Source organism: Mangrovibacillus sp. Mu-81 (assembly GCF_036867415.1).
GTDB lineage: Bacteria > Bacillota > Bacilli > Bacillales > Bacillaceae_B > Rossellomorea.
This window is the reverse complement of the sequence record NZ_JBAJHU010000001.1, coordinates 305,514-327,903: the sequence shown is the minus strand read 5'-3', so window position 1 is coordinate 327,903 and position 22,390 is coordinate 305,514. Positions and strand designations below refer to the sequence as shown.

Annotated in this window: 20 protein-coding genes and 2 pseudogenes; 13 read left to right on the top strand and 9 right to left on the bottom strand. The window is 43.4% G+C overall.

Going from position 1 to position 22,390, the window contains the following annotated elements:
- Positions 1–8 precede the first annotated feature (8 nt).
- The 3 genes and pseudogenes from V6B33_RS01590 (at position 9) to V6B33_RS01580 (ending at position 1,066) form a co-directional block, all read left to right on the top strand.
- A complete protein-coding gene (locus V6B33_RS01590; protein ID WP_334215985.1) occupies positions 9–374 on the top strand; it encodes a DUF2089 domain-containing protein in 366 nt (121 codons plus the stop codon).
- 13 nt (positions 375–387) lie between these two features.
- Positions 388–776: pseudogene (locus V6B33_RS01585) on the top strand (SHOCT-like domain-containing protein).
- A 9-nt stretch (positions 777–785) separates the two neighbouring features.
- Positions 786–1,066, top strand: a pseudogene (locus tag V6B33_RS01580) (hypothetical protein).
- A 270-nt stretch (positions 1,067–1,336) separates the two neighbouring features.
- Here V6B33_RS01580 and V6B33_RS01575 read toward each other — a convergent pair.
- The gene (locus tag V6B33_RS01575) at positions 1,337–2,179 is read right to left on the bottom strand and encodes an STAS domain-containing protein (protein WP_334215984.1); all 843 of its coding nucleotides are present in this window, start codon (positions 2,177–2,179) and stop codon (positions 1,337–1,339) included.
- Between the two features lie 640 nt (positions 2,180–2,819).
- On the opposite strand from V6B33_RS01575, the gene V6B33_RS01570 reads away from it, so the two are divergent.
- A complete protein-coding gene (locus tag V6B33_RS01570) occupies positions 2,820–3,311 on the top strand; it encodes a CBO0543 family protein (protein WP_334215983.1) in 492 nt (163 codons plus the stop codon).
- A gap of 232 nt (positions 3,312–3,543) precedes the next feature.
- On the opposite strand, the gene V6B33_RS01565 is transcribed toward V6B33_RS01570, so the two are convergent.
- From V6B33_RS01565 to V6B33_RS01550, 4 genes are all read right to left on the bottom strand, one after another.
- Positions 3,544–4,596 (bottom strand): hypothetical protein, encoded by a 1,053-nt coding sequence (locus tag V6B33_RS01565; RefSeq protein WP_334215982.1) that lies wholly within the window; start codon positions 4,594–4,596, stop codon positions 3,544–3,546.
- 1,195 nt (positions 4,597–5,791) lie between these two features.
- Positions 5,792–5,923 (bottom strand): hypothetical protein, encoded by a 132-nt coding sequence (locus V6B33_RS01560; protein WP_334215981.1) that lies wholly within the window; start codon positions 5,921–5,923, stop codon positions 5,792–5,794.
- Positions 5,924–5,959: 36 nt separating this feature from the next.
- Positions 5,960–6,703 carry a SoxR reducing system RseC family protein gene (locus V6B33_RS01555; protein ID WP_334215980.1) on the bottom strand — a complete coding sequence of 248 codons (744 nt, stop codon included), beginning with the start codon at positions 6,701–6,703 and terminating at the stop codon, positions 5,960–5,962.
- Between the two features lie 174 nt (positions 6,704–6,877).
- Positions 6,878–7,609, bottom strand: a complete 732-nt coding sequence (locus V6B33_RS01550) for a class I SAM-dependent methyltransferase (RefSeq protein ID WP_334215979.1) — start codon at positions 7,607–7,609, stop codon at positions 6,878–6,880.
- Between the two features lie 356 nt (positions 7,610–7,965).
- On the opposite strand from V6B33_RS01550, the gene V6B33_RS01545 reads away from it, so the two are divergent.
- Positions 7,966–8,862 carry an RCC1 domain-containing protein gene (locus tag V6B33_RS01545; protein ID WP_334215978.1) on the top strand — a complete coding sequence of 299 codons (897 nt, stop codon included), beginning with the start codon at positions 7,966–7,968 and terminating at the stop codon, positions 8,860–8,862.
- 257 nt (positions 8,863–9,119) lie between these two features.
- On the opposite strand, the gene V6B33_RS01540 is transcribed toward V6B33_RS01545, so the two are convergent.
- The 4 genes from V6B33_RS01540 to V6B33_RS01525 form a co-directional block, all read right to left on the bottom strand.
- A complete protein-coding gene (locus tag V6B33_RS01540; RefSeq protein ID WP_334215977.1) occupies positions 9,120–10,040 on the bottom strand; it encodes a DMT family transporter in 921 nt (306 codons plus the stop codon).
- Positions 10,040–11,272, bottom strand: coding sequence for an amidohydrolase (locus V6B33_RS01535; protein ID WP_334215976.1), 1,233 nt, complete (start codon positions 11,270–11,272; stop codon positions 10,040–10,042). The genes V6B33_RS01540 and V6B33_RS01535 overlap by 1 nt, the downstream gene beginning before the upstream one ends.
- 18 nt (positions 11,273–11,290) lie before the next feature.
- On the bottom strand, positions 11,291–12,535 hold the full coding sequence (locus V6B33_RS01530; RefSeq protein WP_334215975.1) for an amidohydrolase family protein: 1,245 nt from the start codon (positions 12,533–12,535) through the stop codon (positions 11,291–11,293).
- A 68-nt stretch (positions 12,536–12,603) separates the two neighbouring features.
- Positions 12,604–14,145, bottom strand: a complete 1,542-nt coding sequence (locus tag V6B33_RS01525; protein WP_334216404.1) for a glutathione ABC transporter substrate-binding protein — start codon at positions 14,143–14,145, stop codon at positions 12,604–12,606.
- Positions 14,146–14,361: 216 nt separating this feature from the next.
- Between V6B33_RS01525 and V6B33_RS01520 the strand changes: the two genes are divergently transcribed.
- The 8 genes from V6B33_RS01520 to V6B33_RS01485 all read left to right on the top strand — a co-directional run bounded on the left by V6B33_RS01520 (position 14,362) and on the right by V6B33_RS01485 (position 21,919).
- On the top strand, positions 14,362–15,267 hold the full coding sequence (locus tag V6B33_RS01520) for an ABC transporter permease (protein WP_334215974.1): 906 nt from the start codon (positions 14,362–14,364) through the stop codon (positions 15,265–15,267).
- Between the two features lie 16 nt (positions 15,268–15,283).
- A complete protein-coding gene (locus V6B33_RS01515) occupies positions 15,284–16,204 on the top strand; it encodes an ABC transporter permease (protein ID WP_334215973.1) in 921 nt (306 codons plus the stop codon).
- An 11-nt stretch (positions 16,205–16,215) separates the two neighbouring features.
- Positions 16,216–17,211 carry an ABC transporter ATP-binding protein gene (locus V6B33_RS01510; RefSeq protein ID WP_334215972.1) on the top strand — a complete coding sequence of 332 codons (996 nt, stop codon included), beginning with the start codon at positions 16,216–16,218 and terminating at the stop codon, positions 17,209–17,211.
- Positions 17,208–18,188 (top strand): ABC transporter ATP-binding protein, encoded by a 981-nt coding sequence (locus V6B33_RS01505; protein ID WP_334215971.1) that lies wholly within the window; start codon positions 17,208–17,210, stop codon positions 18,186–18,188. Before V6B33_RS01510 ends, V6B33_RS01505 begins: the two co-directional genes overlap by 4 nt.
- A 70-nt stretch (positions 18,189–18,258) precedes the next feature.
- Positions 18,259–19,023, top strand: coding sequence for a sensor histidine kinase (locus V6B33_RS01500; RefSeq protein ID WP_334215970.1), 765 nt, complete (start codon positions 18,259–18,261; stop codon positions 19,021–19,023).
- Between the two features lie 16 nt (positions 19,024–19,039).
- Positions 19,040–19,729 carry a response regulator transcription factor gene (locus V6B33_RS01495; RefSeq protein WP_334215969.1) on the top strand — a complete coding sequence of 230 codons (690 nt, stop codon included), beginning with the start codon at positions 19,040–19,042 and terminating at the stop codon, positions 19,727–19,729.
- A 3-nt stretch (positions 19,730–19,732) separates the two neighbouring features.
- Positions 19,733–21,034 carry a hypothetical protein gene (locus tag V6B33_RS01490; protein WP_334215968.1) on the top strand — a complete coding sequence of 434 codons (1,302 nt, stop codon included), beginning with the start codon at positions 19,733–19,735 and terminating at the stop codon, positions 21,032–21,034.
- 171 nt (positions 21,035–21,205) lie between these two features.
- The gene (locus V6B33_RS01485; RefSeq protein WP_334215967.1) at positions 21,206–21,919 is read left to right on the top strand and encodes a diphthine--ammonia ligase; all 714 of its coding nucleotides are present in this window, start codon (positions 21,206–21,208) and stop codon (positions 21,917–21,919) included.
- Positions 21,920–22,390: the final 471 nt, after the last annotated feature.

Below are 22,390 nucleotides of genomic sequence, written 5' to 3'. Positions count from 1 at the left end.
ATTTCAAAATGGCTTATAAAGTAATAACAAATTGTCCAGTCTGCAGCAAAACATTGAAGATTACGAAATTGCAGTGCTCCCATTGTCATACTACGATTGAAAATGAATTTGAACTATCTAAACTGGCTTCACTATCAAAGGATCAGCTTCATTTTGTGGAAGTATTTTTAACATGTAGAGGGAATATCAAAGAAGTTGAAAAGGAACTGGGGATTTCGTATCCGACGGTCCGAGGCAAACTAACGGACATCATTTCATCCCTCGGATATGTGCAGAAGAAGAAAATCGAAGTAGACGAGAAAAAGATTGTCTCCATGTTGGAAAATGGTGAAATCACACCAGAAGAAGCCATTAAGCTATTAAAAGATGAATAGGGAGGGTTTTACCATGAAAGAGGAAATTACAAGAGTATTAACAAAGTGCAAGATGGGAAAATTGATGCAGATAAGGGATCAGAATTGATCCAGGTATTAAAAGAGAAAGAAGAAGCAGGCAGTACGCTGGCGGAAAAACCGACTAAGTATTTAGATAAAACCTTAAAACTTCGTGTTGTATCAGCTGAAAATGATAATGTCACAGTCAACTTGCCTATAAAACTTGTCAAAGTAGTATTAATGACTGGACATAATATCGCTGCGAGTATTCCTCAATCTGAAAAATATGTAAAGGATATTGACATAAACCTTCTTATTGATGCAATTGAAAACGAATTAGATGGTCAAATCGTTGATGTGAAGTCAGCAAACGGAGATACCGTTTCTGTCATCATTGAATAGAGATTGCTCATGCTGTATTTAAAAGTGAAAGCAAAAGACGTTCGTTTCTCCATCCCAATTCCATATGCCCTTTTAAACATTGGGATTTCAATTTTGACTTCAAAATTTTTCCATAAACATGCGAACAAATGGGCGAAAGATCATTTCGAAAGAAAAAAACTTGACTATACCATTCCACTTATAGACAAAAAACGCTAAAACCAATCGTGAAGGAACTGAAAAATCAAAAAGGGATCCTTCTGGTAGATGTCAAGGCGAAGGACGGTACTGAGGTAAAGGTTAGACTATAGTTCTGCACCGATCACTAACTGAATTTTCCATTTCCCCCCCGTACAGAGGCATTGTCACAGGGAACCACATTTGCTCCGTTAATGAAAAACCTGATTAAAAAAAAGTCTAATTTCCCGCTTTACATTGCCAAGAAATTAGACTTTGGATACATCAATAAGCGTCCTTTCAAAGTGCACAATTTATATCAGCATCCTTTGTACAACCGTACTGCACTCACACTAAAATTCGTCCTTGTTTTAGAATAATATCCAAACCGGGGGTATTTCACCTTACACCTCTGATTCTAATATCAGATTGTTTTTTAATGTCTGTTGAAGTGTCCCCTTCATCTCAACATGATTGCCAAAATCAACGCCTGCGTTAATGATTTCCCTGACAAGCTCAGCACGCAGTCCTGTTAGAATTGCTTTGCACCCCATCATATTGATCCCACTTATCATCTTTTCAAATTGGACAATGATATCTATCTCCATTTCTGCAATACCTGATAAATCTATGATTAAGGTTTGGATCCTCATGGATCCTATTTCCATCAACACTTTCTCTTCCAACGTATGGACACGGTGGGAGTCTATCATCCCAATTAACGGCAGTACAGAGATCGATTGACTAACCGGGATGATTGGTACTGATAGGTTTTCTACCTGCATTTTCTGTGATACAAGAAGTTCATCTTTATAATCGGAGTAACTGATAAAGAAATTATTCAAGAATTGATCAACCTGATCATTAATCTTCTTTTCTAAATGAAAGAATTTCTCCAGTGAAAATTCAGTCTCCCCCTTCTTGTTGACAAATTTGAAAAGGAAGTGCCACATCGTTCTTCGGATTGCATGTACCCATTCCAGTTTGAAAGCAAGCGTGAGAGAAAACCGTGCCCAGGCAATACCCTCTACCTTTGCAAAATCAATCAATTCCTTTTCTTTCGTTTCAACTATATAGAGAGCTAAAACTTCCGCATTTTTTAATAAATCAATGTTTCCTTTTTCTAGAATATCATTGATTTTGCCCCTTACATTTACAGCTTCAGATAATAGTTTTTGTTGAAATTCTTCTCTATGTGCCTTAATAAATTCAGCAATTTCTTCATTACTTTGTGTCTTATTACTCATTAATATCTATACTCCTATCTTTAGTATATGTATGTTTCTATGAATTCAAATGCTTGAAATGAAAAGAAATTTCTAAAAGATGATACAGTTGACCACCTCCATTTTTCATTAAACTAAGTTTAGTGACATCTTTGCATTTTTTCTCAAATATATAAAGTCAAATGGTGCTGGCGCTTCTCAATATGTACAGGAGACTCTCCAGCTTAATCGAAGTGAAAACGGTCAGTTCTAATGTAACATTCTTTTATACCCAATTTATATTCTTTGCAAACATTAAAGTTATATGAAAAAGATTACCCTTTACAGAAGTTTTTTTATTTTTTACAGGAGTGAATGGATGAAAAAGCAGTTTGGTGGATGGGATATAGAAAAGAAACTAAGGTGTTCATTACTTTTTGGTTGGGAGGTTACCGCAGATTTCCACCTCTGAAGCAAGAAGCGAAAAATTTGTTACAGGTCTAATCATAGCCGGCATTTTGCAATCTATTCGTTATCCCATGACGGAGCCTTTATGGAGTGGTGCTGACGGAGCAAACGTATCAGGTATTGCATCAATTGTACCTGCTTGTATAATTTAGCCTTTAAAACGCATTATAAATTTAAAAGACGTTATTGCATTCTGAAGTGGAGGTGTAACGAAATGAATCATAAATTCGAAAAAAATACACTTAGATTTTTGTTGATTTTTGGACTAATTGCTTTTTATAAATTAATGAAAAAATCACCTACAAAAGATTGGATGATGGTTTTTTTATTTAAAGGCTATCTCTCATCCATTTTGGATAAGCTCGTTGTACGTAAAGGCTATGTTAATTATCCAGTTAAGCTATTTAAATCATTTGATATCAGCTTTATTTTTGATTATTTACTTTATCCCATAGCCTGTGTCTACTATAATCAAGTTACAAAAAGTTCAAATATTACAGGAATAATATTAAAATCATTTTACTTTAGTCTCCCTATGACGATCGTTGAACATTTTTTTGAAAAAAGCACCAGTTTAATTCGTTACAAAAAAGGGTGGAATACATACACAAGTTTAGTTACGTTGACGACAACCTTTCTTATATCCCGTGGATTTATTGCTATTATAAGAAAAGCGAACAACAAGCCTGTTCCCGAGAATAGTTAAGTGCTCCTTTATTAATTCAGAAATAATTAATGCACCATCTCGCAATTTGAATCAAAAGCTACCTTTTTTAGAAGTTCTTTTCTTAACATTCCTGCTTGTATCGGAATAACTTAAATCTATATTTATTCCTATAATAATTTCATACAGCAACATAAGCGCGATGTTAACTCATCGCGCCATTTTATTTAATCATAACGATAATGAATGCTCCCCGGGGTCCCGGCAATGAGTACTAAAGTTTCCCACAATGTTTACATCGACCTCGTCTTCTTAAGTAATAGGCCAAAGTTGCTATCCCCAGTGATATTCCCCAGGGCAGCCAGGATAAAAAAGGAACAAGCTCTCCCCAATTTTCGAAAGTGATTGTACCATCAGCCATCATAAATATGATCTGTGGACTCAGCTTTAGGCCTGTTATTGTGATAACAGCTGAAGTCAACGTGGCTGGAACCAAAACAATCCAGATTGGAATTTGTTTACCTGCTAAATATAAACACCATTTAGGGAAAATCTCCCCCCATCTCTGTGTAAGCCCCAGCGTTAAGATCCCTCCGCCAATACATAATCCTCCTAAGATGGCTTCAGTTATGACAATGTCTTCATTCCCAACTATTGTTGAGTCGTGAATCCCCAAGGGAATGCCCAGGGCCCATGCCCAGCGGACGATACCATATGGCAGGGCCATAATGACTGCCAGGCAGGTAAACACTTTCCCCCACTGAGCAGCAGATTTCGCTGTTGATCCTTCAGAAACGTCCTTCCTGCCGCAGTTGCCACAAGCATCCCGTGTGAGGCGAAAATAGGCTAATGAAGAAGCACCCCAGATGAAACCGCCAAAAATACATAAGACTTGATTCACAACTCTCCAATCAATCAGATCAAAGTGAAGCAAAAACAAATAACCAAAGTTCTGCACGATTCGAGAATCGGGAACGATCAAAACAAGCGTAACACTCATTACCCATGAAAAGGACAGCAATATCTTACTAGGAATTCGGCGCCCCCATGTACTTACCATCGCAGCAGCTGCCACTATTCCTACTAATCCGGCAGCAGCAATGACTGCTCCCCCGACACCTGCATCAAGATTTGATAAAAACGAACCCATCATTTGTCCCCGCAGATCGTCTTTACCAAAAGGAAATCCAGCTCCTCCTAGCAACCAGTACAGCCCGAGTAACCCGTATAACAGCGACCATATAGCTGCAGCATACCCAATCCAGTGCGGCCAGCGTGACAGCCAGGAAACATGTGTGGAATGATTGATATTTATTTTCGTCTCCATTTCACCCTCCCTAAAGCTAATTGATTATTAAAGTATTTATACTCAAGAAGAAATAACCCTTTTATTCGATTTCCCTTTCATACAATCCTTTCATATTTACCATTTTTTCTATCTTGATTTTAAATCTGACGGCTCCTCCTAAAAATACTCCCCCTCTCCCATCCCATTGTTTTGAGTATTCCCTTTCTATATATTGAATCTGGAGTGAAAGAATAACCTGGTAGAAAATTTTTTCGGAAAAATTCGGAGTTAAATTAAATTGCCCGTCTCGAAGTGCGTTAAAGTGTAAACGTACTCCGAGACGGGCATTCGCCAATAAAATAAATAGGGACTGCCTGCGCAGTACCCTCCTCTCGTTCTCTACACCAGTTTTGAAGAAAAAAGTATAGCATCGTTAGTGGTATTGCATAAAAACCTAATCATTATTGAACGAGAACTGTTCTTCTTTTTAGTTCTTTCACAAAAAAGAAACAGGTGAGAACAACAATAATACAAAAGATACTGTCGCTGATGAAAGGTGTGAAGAATTTAAATCCAAACATGAATACTAAAAAGGCAGTCATCCACATTAACTTTATTTTTATCGTCTTTACTTCATTTATCCCTCTGCTGAACCTTGGGTAATATATACCCATAACAAGCAGAACAAGAATTGTGAAGATGTTGAATAACTGTGTATATACTCAAAATACTAGTATCTTACTTATAGCAAAATACAAAATAATTGAAAAGAAAGTGAAAAGGAATAGGTTATATCTTATTAGACTTTTCATATTCATCCCTCCTATATGCTTCACAAAATCTTAAAAGCACCCTGTTATATGGAGAACAGACTCCGAAACCCAGCTTCTCTATTTATTAAAAAAGTGCGGGTAAACGGTCCACGCATTAACAGAAAGAAGCACAAGAAACGCATCCTATGTTTCCTGCTATCCAGTACGACTTGTGCTAATATTCGGTCCACTTCGCGTTACCTTCATTGTAGAATTGCTGCCAGACATCGATTCCGTTATGGTAGGGTTCCTGCCAATTGCTGACGGAAGAGTAAACAAAATGAAGAATGAATGATGACTGTTTTATACAATTATCAGTAGATTTAATTTGGAGGATTAAAGTCATATGTAACCCGTTCGTCTTTGCATAATAAATATCCGCCTGCAGAAAGTGACGCGAAAACCGCCCCCACAAACAAAAATCAGCGCTTCTTCAACTCCCGCAATTCTTCAAGAATCTCCGTATTCACCTTATGCACTTTCCTTAATAGCCCTTCAACTGATAATAAAACAAGAAGTAATACGAGGAAGACAATAATCATTAAAAGCTCCATTTTCTCACCCCCTGAAATCATATAGAAGCTGGACGATTAATAATATGCCGGTGTTTCCCCCGAGCTTTGATATAATGTTGAACTCCCCCGCTTGACTTTATATGAAAGTGAATAGGAACCTTCGTCTGTTTCCGACCTCCAAGTCTCTTTGAACGTGACGGCATAGGTTTCATGGCCGATTTCTTTTACAAGAGTTTCCCTTTTTACCCGATAACCATTGATGGTTTCTTCCCTTGCGCCAATCTCCTTGGGAAAACTATCAATCATTGTCCCAGTTCCCGAAACAACGAACTCAACCGCATTTTCTTCCGTAAACGGCGGCATGGGTGGTGACATCCCTTGCCCAAGACCCCATGCAATAAAATACGCGGCTGCCGGGGCAATCACGACTATCTTGATGCTTTGATTTCTCTTCATTCTCTTGGCAATCCACACATCGATGACTCCGTAAATCACAGCTGCTGCCAGTCCACTGACCGCCATCAAGAACTCACTGAAAAGCAGCCCATTTGCCAAACCGAACAACCCGAGAATCAGCACATACGGCCAATCACGATTCCTAAACCATTTTTTCTGAAGGTACTCAACGCCTATAGATACGAGATTCCCGTAAATGAGAATAATGGCTCCGATATACATGAAGTAAACGACCGACCAGCCGAGCAAATGGTTTCCTGAATTGTAGAGGGGACCGTTCCCATTGAACGTTTCAAATAGGCTTAGGATCAATGAACAGATGAGGGTGGATGCCAGGGTTGCGAGGAATTTTCTTCGAATCATCTGGACTCCCCTCCTTTTATCTATCAATTCGACTTCTTTGGTTCGAGATCTTTATTCTCAGCGTTATTTTTAGCAGCAAATTACGTTTACCGGTAACATCATCTGAAAGACGTTTCTCCTTACGCTCAAAGATTTTACACGGAACACTCAAATATTTCTAATCAATTTTCATCATCACTTCCTGCAAGAAAAAACCAACACAACCGGAATCCTCTGCCTTCTAGTAAACTCTTCCTCACTGCTGAAATGTTCGCGCACCGGCGTCCCTTCCCGCAAATCCGTGACTGTAAAACCGCATTCCGTAAGAGTTTTGAAGTATTGCTCGATTGTCCGGTGATATTTCACCACGACCTGATCGATCCAGGGCTCTTTTCTTTCCCCTTCAAGAAAATAGTCGTCCACGATCCAGTTTCCGCGTTTGTCTCCTGATTGTTTGCTTATGAATGATGAAGTGGTGAGGGGATGCTGTACACTGAAGACAAACTTCCCATTTTCTTTCATTGAATTATGTATTTGTTGAAACAAGGTCTGGATATCCGGGACATAGTGGATGGCAAAACGGGAAGTGACGATATCAAAAGTGTCCGCTGGATAATCATATGACTCCATACTCTCATGATGAATCGTTCCATTTTTATCTGCAAGAGTCCGCTTTGCAGCTGCTGCCATCTGTACTGAACCTTCTACTCCGGTATAAGCGGCCGCTCCCCGATTCAATAACTCACTTCCAAACGAGGCATCCCCGCATCCCAAGTCTAAAATGTCCTTATCTTGAACGTCACCAATGAGTTCATAAATAATAGGACCCTCAATCGCATTGTTGGGGCTGTCCTTCCGCTCCCTTCGTTTCATATAGGTTGAAAAGAAGTCTTGTTGGTCATACGCACTTGCTCCTCTGAATTCCATTTCACATTCCCCTTTCCCACAACTTATTGGAATATTCACAAATAATTCCTTTGGATAGTTTATCATATTGTTTGTAAAATACTAGGAATATATTAACCTTTTAAAATCGGAGTTAATCCGGCAATATAGAAATATAATGAATTAGCTTCTACTCCAGCCCGCCAGCACCTTTAATGGACTCCTTAACACCTATTGTCAATGCTTGATTTTAATACTGTTATTTTAAAAAGAGTAATACGTGATGTATGTTAAATGATAAAGAAAAGCTAGATCACTCTTGTCCGTTAACATGCCGGTCAGCATAGCAAACAAGAAGGCTACAATAAAAACCAGGGATTGTTACAAGGAGGGAAAACATGGATTACAATTCACCGTTAGAAACAGTGTTAAAGGGGGAACGGTGGTCAAAAGATACTATAGCGGCGGGTCGTCGTCATACTATTGGACTTAAATCGGACGGCACCGTGACGGCTGTGGGTGATAATAAATGCGGCCAATGTGATGTAAGCGGCTGGCGCGATGTTGTGGCGGTCGCGGCGGGTAATGTTCATATGGCGGCGAATACAGGGAATGCTCATACCATCGGGCTTACATCAGACCGCACCGTGGTGGCTGCGGGGTGGAATAAGCATGGCCAATGCGATGTAGACGAATGGCGCGATATTGTTTCGGTTGCAGCGGGTTGGCGTCATACCGCAGGGCTTCAATCGGATGGCACAGTGACAGCTGTGGGGCGGGATAGTGAAGGACAGCTCGATGTAAGCGGCTGGCATGACATTGTATCGGTCGCAGCGGGTGACTGGCATTCTATCGGACTTAAATCAGACGGCACGGTAATTGGGGTTGGTAATAATCTGAAACGCCAATGCGATGTAAGCAGCTGGCGCGATATAGCGGCGGTCGCGGCGGGTTATCTTCATACAATCGGGCTTAAATCAGACGGCACAGTGGTTGCTGCGGGATTGAATAAGCATAATCAATGCAATGTGAGCAGCTGGTACGGTATTTCAGCGATTGCGGCCGGCAGTAAACATACCGTCGGCCTTAAATCGAACGGTACAGTGGCGGCTGTGGGTTGGAATGAGTATGGCCAATGCAATGTAAGTGATTGGCGTGATATTGTGGCGATTGCAGCGGGTTGTGCCCATACCGTGGGTCTTAAATCGGACGGCTCGGTGGTTGCTGTGGGTGATAATGAATATGGCCAATGCGATGTAAGCGGCTGGCGCGGCATCCAGCTGCCCAACAAGTAGTCTTCAGTGTAAAAGAGATACAATTCCTACAACTAATAAATCCTAAAAAAGGATTAGCATGAAAGGTTAGATTCCTCCTTCAGCTAGAGTGGGATTGAATGGTATAAACCTCATACAAAGAGTCTGGGACAAAGTGTTTTAGTCGAAGAAAAATCCGAACGATTATTTTGTATTCCAGGATTCAAAATAGTTCGGATTTTATTGTTTTAAAGTATGCATTAATTACAGTTACGGTAAAGGATGCCATGTCATAATAATCAAATAGGAGTCTCTTCTTTCAAGCTAACCATCCGCGATACCCGGTTCGAGTGAAGAGCCATGGTCACACCTACTAATATCGTCGTGGCTCCGATCAATTGCATAGTGCTTACTGATTCGTTCAACACAATATATCCGGCCACCATAGCCACAAACGGCTCTATATTCAATAAGAGTGACGTATTGGTGGAGCCGGCTTTTGAAATACAATGGTTCCAAATAAGCGGGCAGATCCCATGCATGATGATGGCCGTAAAAAAAAGAAGCATCCAAATGCTGAACGGAACGTGCCTCAGAAAGGAAACGTCAGTGAATGGCAAAAACACGGTCATCAGGATCAACCCGACCATTGTTGAATAAAATGTCAGTAGAACGGAAGACAGATGCTTCGCATAGCGTTCCACAAGCACCATGAAAACGGAAAAGGTAATCATCGTAAGAAAGATATATCCTTCTCCGCCCCCAATCACAATGGCCCCCTTTTTCATAATGACCAAAAGCACACCAACAAAGCTGAGCATGCTCCATATCCAGAAAGAGGAGCTTTTACGTTCCTTGAACACAACCGAATTGATAAGGGATGTACAAATGGGAGCCGTAGCCAAAATCAAGGCTGCCGTTACCGGTGATGCTTTGGTCAAGCTGGCATAGAAACTCCAATGATTCAAGGTCACACCGATGAAGCCGATGAAGATCAGCGGGATGATCATCGATTTTAACGAGCGGGCTTGTTTAATTGGTTTATAAAACAAGATCATCAGAAACAAGGTAATGAAAATCAGCCTTAAAAAAGCGATTTCCATCGGCTTGAAATACTGGACCAAGATTGCACCAAAAATAAAATTGCTTCCCCAGCAGACCACACAAAAAAGGAGGCCCATGTATAGATACACGGGCTTTCCATTAAATCTCTCTTTCATTACACCAGCTCATGGGTACACCAGAGAGACCCATATACGACTTTCCCTTTGTTCATCACGGCAGCTCGTTTCGGTCTTCGTGCAACGACCTCTGCTGAAGAAGCGGCGTCAACGAAAATAAAGCTTGCATCATCTTCTGCCAGTGGCCACTTGTATTCGCCTGTTTTCGTCAAGGCCGTTATTCCTCCCGTGATCCACTTCAAGCTGTCACGCAAGGATACTTCATCGCTTTTTCTTGTCAACTGTCCATATTTATACACCTTTTCTAAAATATCTCCGTGACCGAGCGGACTCCAGGAGTCATAAAACCCGTCACATCCAAGATGAACCTTTACGCCATGATCATCCAGGAGCTGGATAGGAGGAAGAGACTTGGTCAGCGGTATGGTGGACATGATGGCCACTCCGTTGTCTCCTAATCTCTCTGCCAGTTCAACCTGTTTCACTTCCGGTACCTCACCGATACAGAAAGCATGGCTGATCGCCGTTCGATTCTGCCAGTCAGACTCTTCCACCATTTCGATCCACTTTTCAATCGTGTACGTTCCCATATGTCCGCCGTCATGGAGATGGATGTCTACATCGGCATCGAACTCATGCGCAATATTCATGGTTTCATAGAGTGACTTCTCGATTGAGCGATCGATACCTGCCGGGTCGAGCCCTCCTACCATGGTCGCTCCATTTCTCATTGCTTCTCTCATTAATGCCGGCATCGAATCTCTCAGTAATCCATGTTGTGGAAAGGCAATGATGTCTGCCGTGACCGCATGCTTATACTCTTCCAATGCCTCGATGACACCTTCCAGGTTCTTCAATCCAATGTAGGGATCGATGTTTACGTGCGTGCGGATGTGAGTGGAACCGTTTGAAAGGATTTCGTCGATCATCCGTTTCGCTCTTTGCTTCGTGGTCGGAGCAAGTTCCGTCAGCTCTTCTGCTTCAAATTGAAGTCTTTCTTTGAGATTTTTCACTGGCTTAGTTGCTTTCCAGCCAAGTGACAGATACGTTTTATCCAAATGATTATGCATTTCTTTAAAGGTCGGAATAGCAAGGAGACCTTTAATATCATAGACCTCATCAGCGTGCTGGGGTATGGGTTGTGTATGGGGCAATTGTTCAATGATTTTCCCTTCCCTGATTCCAAGGTGAAAGGTCTCTGTTTTGGTTTCGGTTAATCCCCCGTTTACCATGTTTCCTACTTCAAGCTTCACATTTTTCAGCCAGATCATCGCAACGTCTCCCATCTATTATTTATTGATCAATACAGATTCAGATTGAGGCAGAATCACTTTTTCCCCGTTCTTATATACGGAATCAATTCTTGCTCTCCTTGCCACTGCTTCTGCTGAGCAGCTTGCTTCCACCAGGACAAAGTCTGCTGCATCCCCGACTTGCGGCCACACCTGTTTCCCTTCATGATCGAGAGGCGTAATTCCTCCGGAAGCGTATTTCCATGTACGGTTGATTGAGTATTCATCGATCAATCGGAATCGCTCAGCTAACATGTTCAACTTCTCGATTGTGTCCCCTGTTCCAAAAGGAGACCAGTGATCGGTTAAGCTGTCATGACCGACCGATACCTGCAGACCATATTGATCGAGAGTCGGAACCGGAATGGTCGGGCGGTTGATTGGAATGGTTGTGGTAATATCAATCTCTTGATCTTTCAAGATGGCCATCATGTCTGTAAGTGCCTGCCCCTCAAGATCTCCGAGGGCAATGGCATGACTGATCGTGACGCGTCCCTTCAAGTTCGCTTCCTTTGTATAATCAGCAAGACGTTCAAAGGTAAAAGCTCCAAGCGTGTCCGGATCATGAAGATGAATATCGACACCGGCATTATGCTCAGCTGCAATATCAAATGTCGTATATAATGATTGATCGATCTGACGGTCCACTGTAGCCGGATCGACCCCGCCGACGAGGGTGGCACCATTTTTCATGGCTTCCCGCATCAGTTCAACAGAATTGCTGCGCAGGAGACCATGTTGAGGAAACGCTACAATATCATAGGTCAGGTGCTGTTTATATTTCTCTAATGCGTTGACCGTCACTTCCAGATGTTTCAAACCCGAAGTCGGTTCGATATTGCAGTGAGTCCTGATGTGAGTGTGTCCATTACGCAGCAGCAGCTCGATCATCTTTTCGGCGCGGTCCTTAGCGTATGGCAATTGCTTCGGCAGCAGTTCCTGTTCTTCTTCTATTCTAGTGAAAATTCCTTTTGTGATTGGACGGCAAGCCTTCCACGGACCGCTGTAGTAGGTTTTGTCTATATGGATATGCATTTCACGAAAAGATGGCAGGATCAGCTTCCCTTTTGCATCGATAACGGCTGTCCCGGATTCAATTTGTGACTCGTCCTGCGTGATCGCCTTAATCTCTCCATCTACTATTTTGACATGGGCATATTCGGTAAGCGTCCCCGTCACTACTTCATTCTCTTTCTCAAATCCGGTTTCCATTCTCACATTTTTCATCCAAATCGTTTTCATTAAATCAGCCTCCAAGATTAAGTGTTTACTAGGTTGCGGATGGTGCTCCTCCACCATCCGCATCATTCCTATTCGATTGTTGCGTCGTTCACCATTAAGTAGTTGACAGCACTCAGCCAGAAATCTTTCACTTCATTGTTGTATACTGCTAAGTGCTCGTAATTTCGGATTGGAATGTATACCGCTTCTTCCATTTCGATGATCATTGCTTCTTCATATAATTTCTTTCTGGCTTCAGGGTCCACTTCACTTCTTGCCTGCTCGATCAGTTCATCGACTTTTTCATTTGTATAATAGAAATGGTTTCCTGGTGAACCGTGGGAAGCAGAGTGGAACAAGTTGTACTGGTTGTAGTCTCCATCACCTGTTGCATTCCCCCATCCACCGATGAACATATCATGTGCCCCTGTGTCGACAGCTTCAATATACGCCCCGTATTCAAGGACTTGAATATCGACGCTGATCCCGATTCCCTTTAACTGCGACTGGATGACTTCCGCCATATTGATCCGTTCCTTACGGTCACTTGTAATCAACGTCAGCTCCAGACCCTTTTCAAATCCTGCCTCTTTTAGAAGCTCCTTCGCAGCCTTCGGATCATACTCATACGGTTTCACTTTTTCACTATGACCGAATACTTTAGGACTCATGGCAGAGTTCGCCAATGTTCCCACACCGTTATAGATTCCTTTGATGATCGCCTCTCGTTCAATGGCCATGGAAATGGCTTGTCTTACTTTCACATTATCGAATGGCTCTTTTTGTGTATTGAATCCGACATATTCGACGGCCAGCCCTTCTGTTCGATACAGATTCAATGTGTCGGAGCTTTCGATGCGCTCGATTTCTGTAACCGGCACTTGATCGCTGATATGGGCCTCACCCGTTTCGATCATTGCTAAACGGGTCGCATCCTCTGGTACAACCTGAAACTCGATTCCATCAATTTTCGGTTGTTCGCCCCAGTACTCTTCATTTTTTTTCAGCGTGATGGACTGGCCAGACTTCCAGGATTCGAAGGCAAACGGGCCGGTGCCGATTGGATGCTTAGCAAGACTATCAGGATTTTCTTTCACTGCTTTCGGGCTCATGATACTTCCTTCATTACTTGCAAGGATCGATAATAGCGGTGCATAAGGTGCATCCAGCTTGAATTGAACGGTATATTCATCCAGTACGTTGATCTCTTTGATCATACCAAGCTTATCCTTTTGAGGAGATCCAGTGTCTGGATTGAGCAAGCGGTCGAACGTGACCTTCACGGCTTCCGCATTAAATGCTGAACCATCGTGGAATTTGATCCCTTCATTCAGAGTGAATTCCCATGTTGTATCGTCCGGCTGTTCCCAGCTCTTCGCTAAGGAAGGCACGATCTTCATGTCTTTATCGAATGTCACAAGAGTTTCATACACCTTTTGGTAGAGAACATTGGCGGATGGGATATCCGTTATAAAATGGGGATCTAAATTGGTAGCATCCGATAGCCTGACGACCTTCAGTATCCCGCCCTCTGATCCGCCGCCTTGCTTGCTTGCGGTTTCACTTTCTACATTACTTGTTGAACATGCCTGGGTTAGGAGCATGACCGCAGCAATCATCAGTCCTGCCATCCCCTTGAACAGCTTTTTCTTTTCGATCAATTCATCCACTCTCCTTTTCCATATTGTTCTTGCCTATCTGCATTATAAAAAAGAAAGAAGCGAATGATTTTCAATATCTTTACCAACTTTTTAATTATTTTGACAATTCCAACTTATCATCTTTCCTTTCCACTCCCCTTCCTCTATCTTTGAGTTACACAAACATTTCAATGAGGAGGAAACGTTATGTCGACAGAACTTAAAGTTCCAGAACTTCAATCACCGATACTCGATTCAAAACCCAGCCTTTTTGAAAAAAGGATCAAACCCTTCTGGGAGACCTTTTCGAAAAACAAGGCAGCTGTAGTTGGAGGAGGGATCATTCTCTTCTTTATTATGGTCGCCCTGTTTGCCCCACTACTTGCTGTTTATGATCCTTATGACATTCAGCTGGACAATAAACTCCAGCCCCCGAGCGCGGAACATTGGATGGGGACCGATGATAAAGGACGGGATATTCTTGCCAGGATCCTTTACGGCTCCCGCCTTTCCATGGGAGTCGGATTCGCGGCCGTCGGATTCGGTGCTTTCTTTGGGATCATCATGGGGTTGATTTCCGGGTTTTACGGAGGATGGTTGGATACCGTCCTCAGCCGGGTCTTGGATGTCATGCTTGCGTTCCCCGGTATTCTGCTGGCTCTTGCCATTATCTCAGCGTTAGGGCCGAGCCTGGTGAATGTCATGATTGCGGTCGGGGTTTTTTCCATCCCTTTATTTGCAAGGGTGGTCCGGGGATCCACATTAGAAACGAAGAAACTTGAATATATCGATGCCATCCGGTCGCTGGGAGCCAATGATTTCATCATCATCTTCAGGCACATTCTGCCAAACATTTTATCTCCCATTATCATTCAAGGGTCTTTACGGCTTGCTACCGCCATCCTTTCAGCAGCAGGGTTATCTTTCCTTGGACTAGGGGCACAACCTCCTTCGCCTGAATGGGGAACGATGCTGTCCAGTGGAAGAGACTTTTTATTCACCGCCCCTTACATCGCCCTTTTCCCTGGGTTGGCGATTTCCATTCTTGTACTGGGCTTTAACCTGTTCGGGGATGGGCTGCGGGATGCTCTTGATCCGAGACTGAAATCATAATAAGGAGGAATAAGAAATGCTATTGTACATTTTCAGAAGATTAATAGAGATCATACCCGTCATATTCGGTGTCACCCTGGTGGTCTTCCTCATCATGCAAATGGTTCCCGGAGACCCGGCCGTCATCCTTGCAGGAGAAGGGGCATCAAAAGATGCAATCGACCAATTAAGGACGGAGCTCGGCTTGAACCGGCCCCTCTATGTTCAATACGGAGAATACATCATGAATGTATTCCAAGGTGACCTTGGACAATCGTTGAAAAGCCAGCAACCTGTCATCCAGGAAATCATGACCCGCTTACCGATCACGATTGAATTGGCCTTCTACAGTATTCTGATTACGATTGTTCTTGGAATGACCGCCGGGATCATATCCGCAGTCAGACCATACTCTGCCACCGATATTACCGTCATGATCGTCGCTTTATTAGGGATTTCCCTTCCAAGCTTCTTTATGGGTCTGTTATCCATCTATCTATTTTCAGTAAAGCTTCAGCTTTTACCTGTGGCAGGATGGGACAGTATGCTTCATATCATCTTACCTGCCTTTACACTTGGGGTCGGAGGAGCTGCCATCGTAGCCAGAATGACGCGTTCGAGTATGCTGGAAGTCGTGAGGCAGGACTATATCAGGACTGCCCGGGCAAAGGGATTGAAAGGCTTTGCCATCATCTACAAGCATGCCCTTCGCAACGCATTGATTCCCGTCATCACGGTGGTAGGCCTGCAGTTTGGTGCGCTTCTGGGGGGAACGGTATTAATCGAATCCGTTTTTGCCATCAATGGACTCGGCCGCATGATCGTTGACTCCATCCGTACACGGGATCTTCCGATGGTCCAGGGCGGTGTATTGGTCGCATCCCTGGTATTCGTGATTGTCAATCTGTTCGTGGACGTATTGTACCGATTCTTTAACAAACGAATTGAACTTAACTAGGAGGGGTTGTAATGAGTAAACAGGTGGTCTTGGAAGTAAAGAACTTAAAAACCTATTTCACTTCGAAAAAAGGAGTGACGAAAGCCGTGGATGGAATCGATTTTGTCCTTCATGAAGGCGAGACGCTGGGGATTGTCGGGGAATCAGGTTGTGGAAAGAGTATGACTTCGCTTTCGATTCTGCGTCTCGTTCCCTCCCCTCCCGGAAAAATAGTGGACGGAACCGTTGAGCTGAAAGGCAGGGACATCCTTAAAATGTCCGAATCCGAACTGAGACAGGTCAGGGGAAACCAGATTTCCATGATCTTTCAAGAGCCGATGACGTCATTGAACCCCGTCATACCCGTTGGCGAGCAAATCGCAGAAGCCATTCGCATCCATCAAAAGCTCGGCAAAAAGGATGCATGGAGGAAAGCGGTCGACATGCTCGAATTAGTGGGGATCCCTTCACCTGAACAACGGGCGAAACAAGAACCTTTCCAGCTGAGCGGAGGGATGAGGCAGCGCGTCATGATTGCCATGGCCCTTGCCTGCAACCCCGAAGTCCTGATTGCCGATGAACCGACGACGGCTCTGGATGTGACGATCCAGGCGCAGATCCTCGAGCTGATGAAGGACCTTCAGAAAAAGCTTAATATGGGCATCATCTTCATCACGCACGATTTAGGAGTGGTAGCCGAGCTATGTGACAAAGTAGCGGTCATGTATGCCGGACAGGTGGTGGAATATAGTTCGGCAGAACAATTATTCTCAAATCCGAAACATCCATACACAAACGGACTGATGTCTTCATTACCGAAATTGCATGAAGACCAGGCAGAACTGGACACGATGCCGGGCAGTGTCCCTTCCCCCTATGACATGCCGAAGGGTTGCCGCTTTTCTCCCCGCTGTGCATTGGCGACTGCCCAATGTCACGAGGAAGAACCGCAGCTCCACTCCTTGAAGGATGGCAGTCAAATCAGATGTTTCTTATATAACGCCGAGAAAGAGGTGCAGATGACATGACCGCTGTAATGACCGAAAAGAAACCTGTGTTAGAAGTGAAGGGCCTTAAGCAGTACTTCCCTATCAAAAGGGAGTCATTGTTCCAGCCGAAACAGGTGGTGAAAGCCGTGGATGATATCACCTTCACACTATATGAAGGGGAAACCCTCAGTATCGTAGGTGAATCCGGCTGCGGCAAATCGACAACCGGCCGTGCCATTTTACAACTGGATAAGCCGACGGAAGGCAGCATTCAATACAAGGGAATGGAATTGAACAAACTATCCAAGAAAGAATTAAGAAACATCAGGGGCGATATCCAAGTCATTTTCCAGGATCCATTCGCTTCACTGAATCCGAGGCAAACGGTCAGAAATATCCTGAAAGAAGCCATGACCATCCAGAAGGTGCTGCCCCCTTCCAAGCAAGAGGACCGTATGAAGGAATTATTGGACTATGTTGGCCTTCCGATTACATCCCTGGACCGTCTCCCCCACGAATTCAGCGGAGGACAGAGGCAAAGGATCGGAATCGCACGGGCACTCGCCGTCAATCCGAAAGTGATCATTTGTGATGAAGCCGTATCGGCACTGGATGTATCCATTCAGGCCCAAATCCTGAATCTGCTTAAGAAACTGCAGAAGGAATTGAAATTGACCTACCTCTTCATTTCCCACGATTTAAGTGTCGTACGTCATATATCTGATCGGGTGATTGTGATGTATCTCGGGAAGGTGGTGGAGATCGGGACGAAGCATGAATTGTTCGACAACCCTGCTCATCCATATACTCAAGCCTTGCTTTCGGCCATCCCTGTACCTGATTTTTCGAAGAAAAGAGAAAGGATCCTTTTAAAAGGGGATGTCCCTTCCCCATTGAATCCGCCATCCGGTTGTAAGTTTCACACCCGCTGCCCTCTGGCAACGGATTTGTGTAAAGCAGCACTGCCCCCAATGACGGGTCAAGGGAAACATTTTACAAGATGCCATTATGTCTAAACATATGTTCAGCTTCCCCGTTTTCTTATAAAATAGAAAGTATGACTCATTCACTATAGGAGTTCTTCAGATGATTACACAGGAATCCTTTTCATTTTATATCATGCTGTCCGTATTAGCCCCAATCATTGGGGCTTTTAGCTTATTATTTCTCTTTCTATTTGAAAAACGATTGGATCAACTGGAGAAAGAAAAGCATGAGCTGCTTCTGGAACAGGAACTGCAGGAAGCCAAATACAACCAATTGAACCAACAGATCCAGCCCCACTTTTTCTTTAATACACTCAATATCATACTGAGCCTGGCACGGCTGAATCGCAAGGCAGAACTGATTTCGGCCATCGAGGTCCTTTCCAAATATTTTAAATTTAAATACAAACAGACAGACCCATTGATCACGATCGAAGAAGAGATCCAATACACCCGATATTACCTTGACATCCAAAGGCTGAGGTTCCGGGACCGATTGGATGTCGTCTGGAGCGTGGAAGAAAGCTGCAAGGCTTCCCTCGTCCCTCCTTATCTCCTTCAAACGCTGGTCGAAAATGCCTTTAAACATGGTCTCGAAAAGAACCCGGGTCAAGGGAAACTGATCATCATCCTGAATGAGCAAAGGAACAGGGTCTACTTAGAAGTATGGAACAGCTCGGCAGCCGCTCCTGAGAGCCCCGACCATGAAAAGGATGATAGAGGAGTCGGATTACTGAATATCCAGAAGAGATTGCAGATGCTCTTCCCCCAGGAAGAAATACTCATTCAGCTGAATGAAGAAACCAAAGGAACAAGCGTCCAGGTCTTCTGGCCTCATACAACGAAAGAAATGACCAAAACGTAATCTAGGAGGGAACTGAATGCACATATTACTTGTTGACGATGAGCCCCTGGAACTGGAGCAGCTCGAATATATGATTCATGAAAAATATCCATACTGGACGATTCACACAGCAGCAGATGCATCACAGGCAGTCAAAATCCTCACGAAATATCCGATCCGCCTTGCGTTACTCGATATTCAGATGCCGGGTAAATCCGGGATTGAACTCGGGATGGAAATGAAGAAGTTTGAACACATCGACATCATTATGGTGACGGCATTTCAATCATTCGATTATGCCCAAGCCTCCCTCAGGCTTGGAGCAAAGGATTATCTGACGAAACCAATCATTGAAGATGAATTATTTCACATTCTCGAACAATATAAATATGCAGCCATACAGTCCCATATTGTGCAAGAAGCGTTAACCATCATCCATGAACAATATTGCGAGAAACTTTCCCTTTCTTCCCTGGCGGGCCAGATCCATATCAACGGAACATACCTCAGCAGAAAGTTTCATGAGGAAATGGGGATCAGCTTCTCTGAATACCTGAATGATTTCAGAATCCAGGCCGCACAGAGATTACTGCGGCAGGATACAGACAAGTCCATCTCTTCTATATCCGAAGAGTGCGGATTCAGCAGCCAGCACTACTTCAGCTCCTTATTCAAGAAGCAGACCGGCTGCACTCCAAGGGAATACCGGATAAGAGAGAAGGTTTAATCAATGAAGGCACGAACCTATCGAGAATATATACAAGGAACCATCACGTTTGGAGTTGCGTATGGGGTCGTTTCGCTTCTGGCCAGATGGGTGACCGGCAACACCATTCTTTCCTCTCCTGAAACACTCGTGAAATATGGACTGCTTGGCGGGATTGGCTATGCCATGATGGGTGCCATCGCTATCTTTCTATTCGGGTGGATCACCCCCTATATCAGGGAACGATTCCCGAATTCCATGACTCTCGGGGATGTATTGAAAGAAAGGCTCAGGGGCCGGTCATACTGGTTCGTCATGTGGATACTGCTCCTGACAAGCCTGGACTCTCTTCTCATACAAGCACTCGGGGCAGGTGTGTTATTCCATTTTCTATTACAAACACCGATCTATGTAGGGTTACTCGTATTCTTTCTTTACTGCTTCCTGTTGTCCCTGGGAGGAATGAAGCAAATCCATCGCTTCGAGGGAATCCATATCTCATTTATTTTCGCAGCCATCATTTTGATTCCCGTTTATTTTTTTATCCAAAAAGGGATATTTCCCGTTTACGATGGATTGCTCCTGTATCATCCCTACTTATTATTCATTAAACATAATGAAATCAGCCTTTTCATCCTTACTGCCTTCCTAATCGGCTTCGGGCAAGTATTGATCGACAGAGCGAGCTGGCAGCGACTCTATATTATTGAAAAATCCAAAGTGCGAACGTCCTTTATGATGGCTGGACTCATATGGGCCACCATTCCCCTTGCCTTCACGGCGATTGTACTGATCGCGGTTTATGGGCAGGGCTTCGAGAACATTTACTCCATCCTGAGTCAGCTGGTGGAGAAAATCGACTCTCTGTTCCTGCTGCTGATCTTTATCGGCTGCTGCTTCAGCGCCATTGCCTCCACCGTTGGTGCGGAGCTGCATGCCACTTCCATCATGATCATCCGTAATATGCTGAATCACAAGGTCGATTGGAGCGAGGACCAGCAATTGAAGAAGACCTATTTGGTCTCTGGTGTACTTTCCCTTTTACTATTTCTTATCAGCTCGATTTTGTCACCGAGTCTTATGGAACTCATCTTCTTTTTCGCTCAAGTATATGCAGCCATCATTCCGACGATGCTGGCGGTAATCTTTTATAAAAGAACGATCCCTGCGCCTGTCCCTTATTGTTCATTAATCGGTTTAGGGATGGGATTACTGTCTCTCTTAAGCTATAATTCCATTCAATCGACTTGGATCAGCTTTTTCGTTTCAAGCGGGTTAACGGTGATATTGCTGGTGGTGAATGAGGTCAAGATTCATAGAAAATGAAACCAAACCACATTTTTAATGATCCGGGTAAAAGAATCGTCTAATAGTCGACTCTTTTGTCTTGTCTTATCACAGGCTAGTAGAATATTATCTATAAAGCCCCATCGTGATAGAATGAAACGATGAAACCAGCTAGAAAAATATAAGAAACCATGAAGGGGGACGACAAGAATGACAGCATCAAAGGAATGGAAAAATGGTGCTCGCGGGCATTCATTCATCACTTCGTTTAGCGGAGGAAAAGACAGTGCCTTAGCTCTTTACAAAGCATCGCAGGAGGGAGAAGCGATCGGCCTGATTGTGATGCTTGAGGAAGAGGGAATGCGCTCCAGATCCCACGGGATGCCTCCTGAGCTTATCCGTGCCCAGGCGGAATCGATTGGTTTACCCGTATTCACAGCAGCTGCCAGTTGGACAGATTATGAAAAAGTCTTCATGACCCTTTTAGAAAAAGCAAAGAAACAAGGGGCAGAAGTGTTAGTAACGGGAGACCTGGATATGCCTGAACACGGCTGCTGGCATGAAAAAGTGGCGAAGAACGCAGGCATGAAGCTTGGGATGCCTTTGTGGGGAATGAATCATCGTGAAGCTGTCGAAGAGTTCATCAATCTGGGATTTGTATCCATCGTTGTAACGGTTAATTTATCCCTGGGCATGAGCCAGGATGATTTAGGGCGAACGCTGACCAATGAATACATAAAGGAACTTGAAGCCCGAGGGATCGACCCCTGCGGAGAAGGTGGAGAGTTCCATACCACAGTAGTGGACGGGCCGAATTTCAAACATCCTATTCCCGTTTTAAAACGTGAGATTATGAAGGACGGAGAGTATGCTTTTTTGCCGTTGGAGCTGGATCAAATGGCGGATAGTCGCGTTGGAAAGTGACCTGTATGATTATTGAATAAGAAAAAGCTGAAAAACAATCATTTGATTCTTTTTTCAGCTTTTTCCCTCTTTCACGAATAACAGTCTATTGTTAATTTTTATCTTTACAATTAGTTGACCATTTAATCATTCATCCTATTGTTTCAATACATTTGTACCTATTACTTTTCTATTTAATGAAACCAGTGACATTCCGGTATTACAAAATCCACTCCCGTCCATTTATCGAAGACGAAAAACTGACGAAGAAGAACTCCAAGAACTTTACGAAATGCTTGGAAAAGAAAGGATTAGAAGCAAATTGCCGATTCCTGCAGAGTATAAGAATCGGCCATTTCCTCGTAATGAGCCACCTGTAAGTAAAGTCGCTCCGGATGTTTGGAACTATATTCGATTTGCTTTGATGAACCTCAGAATAAACTCATCCTTCCAAAATAAAAAGGTCAAGAAAACAAAAAAAAGAGTAAAGAT

Coding starts and splice junctions, on each gene's coding strand:
- V6B33_RS01545 (WP_334215978.1), top strand. CDS start 7,966: ATGGATTACAATTCACCGTTAGAAACAGTGTTAAAGGGGGAACGGTGG.
- V6B33_RS01530 (WP_334215975.1), bottom strand. CDS start 12,535: ATGAAAACGATTTGGATGAAAAATGTGAGAATGGAAACCGGATTTGAG.
- V6B33_RS01565 (WP_334215982.1), bottom strand. CDS start 4,596: ATGGAGACGAAAATAAATATCAATCATTCCACACATGTTTCCTGGCTG.
- V6B33_RS01525 (WP_334216404.1), bottom strand. CDS start 14,145: ATGGCAGGACTGATGATTGCTGCGGTCATGCTCCTAACCCAGGCATGT.
- V6B33_RS01515 (WP_334215973.1), top strand. CDS start 15,284: ATGCTATTGTACATTTTCAGAAGATTAATAGAGATCATACCCGTCATA.
- V6B33_RS01590 (WP_334215985.1), top strand. CDS start 9: ATGGCTTATAAAGTAATAACAAATTGTCCAGTCTGCAGCAAAACATTG.
- V6B33_RS01485 (WP_334215967.1), top strand. CDS start 21,206: ATGACAGCATCAAAGGAATGGAAAAATGGTGCTCGCGGGCATTCATTC.
- V6B33_RS01490 (WP_334215968.1), top strand. CDS start 19,733: ATGAAGGCACGAACCTATCGAGAATATATACAAGGAACCATCACGTTT.
- V6B33_RS01510 (WP_334215972.1), top strand. CDS start 16,216: ATGAGTAAACAGGTGGTCTTGGAAGTAAAGAACTTAAAAACCTATTTC.
- V6B33_RS01535 (WP_334215976.1), bottom strand. CDS start 11,272: ATGATCTGGCTGAAAAATGTGAAGCTTGAAGTAGGAAACATGGTAAAC.
- V6B33_RS01540 (WP_334215977.1), bottom strand. CDS start 10,040: ATGAAAGAGAGATTTAATGGAAAGCCCGTGTATCTATACATGGGCCTC.
- V6B33_RS01560 (WP_334215981.1), bottom strand. CDS start 5,923: ATGGAGCTTTTAATGATTATTGTCTTCCTCGTATTACTTCTTGTTTTA.
- V6B33_RS01550 (WP_334215979.1), bottom strand. CDS start 7,609: ATGGAATTCAGAGGAGCAAGTGCGTATGACCAACAAGACTTCTTTTCA.
- V6B33_RS01495 (WP_334215969.1), top strand. CDS start 19,040: ATGCACATATTACTTGTTGACGATGAGCCCCTGGAACTGGAGCAGCTC.
- V6B33_RS01555 (WP_334215980.1), bottom strand. CDS start 6,703: ATGATTCGAAGAAAATTCCTCGCAACCCTGGCATCCACCCTCATCTGT.
- V6B33_RS01505 (WP_334215971.1), top strand. CDS start 17,208: ATGACCGCTGTAATGACCGAAAAGAAACCTGTGTTAGAAGTGAAGGGC.
- V6B33_RS01570 (WP_334215983.1), top strand. CDS start 2,820: ATGAATCATAAATTCGAAAAAAATACACTTAGATTTTTGTTGATTTTT.
- V6B33_RS01520 (WP_334215974.1), top strand. CDS start 14,362: ATGTCGACAGAACTTAAAGTTCCAGAACTTCAATCACCGATACTCGAT.
- V6B33_RS01575 (WP_334215984.1), bottom strand. CDS start 2,179: ATGAGTAATAAGACACAAAGTAATGAAGAAATTGCTGAATTTATTAAG.
- V6B33_RS01500 (WP_334215970.1), top strand. CDS start 18,259: ATGATTACACAGGAATCCTTTTCATTTTATATCATGCTGTCCGTATTA.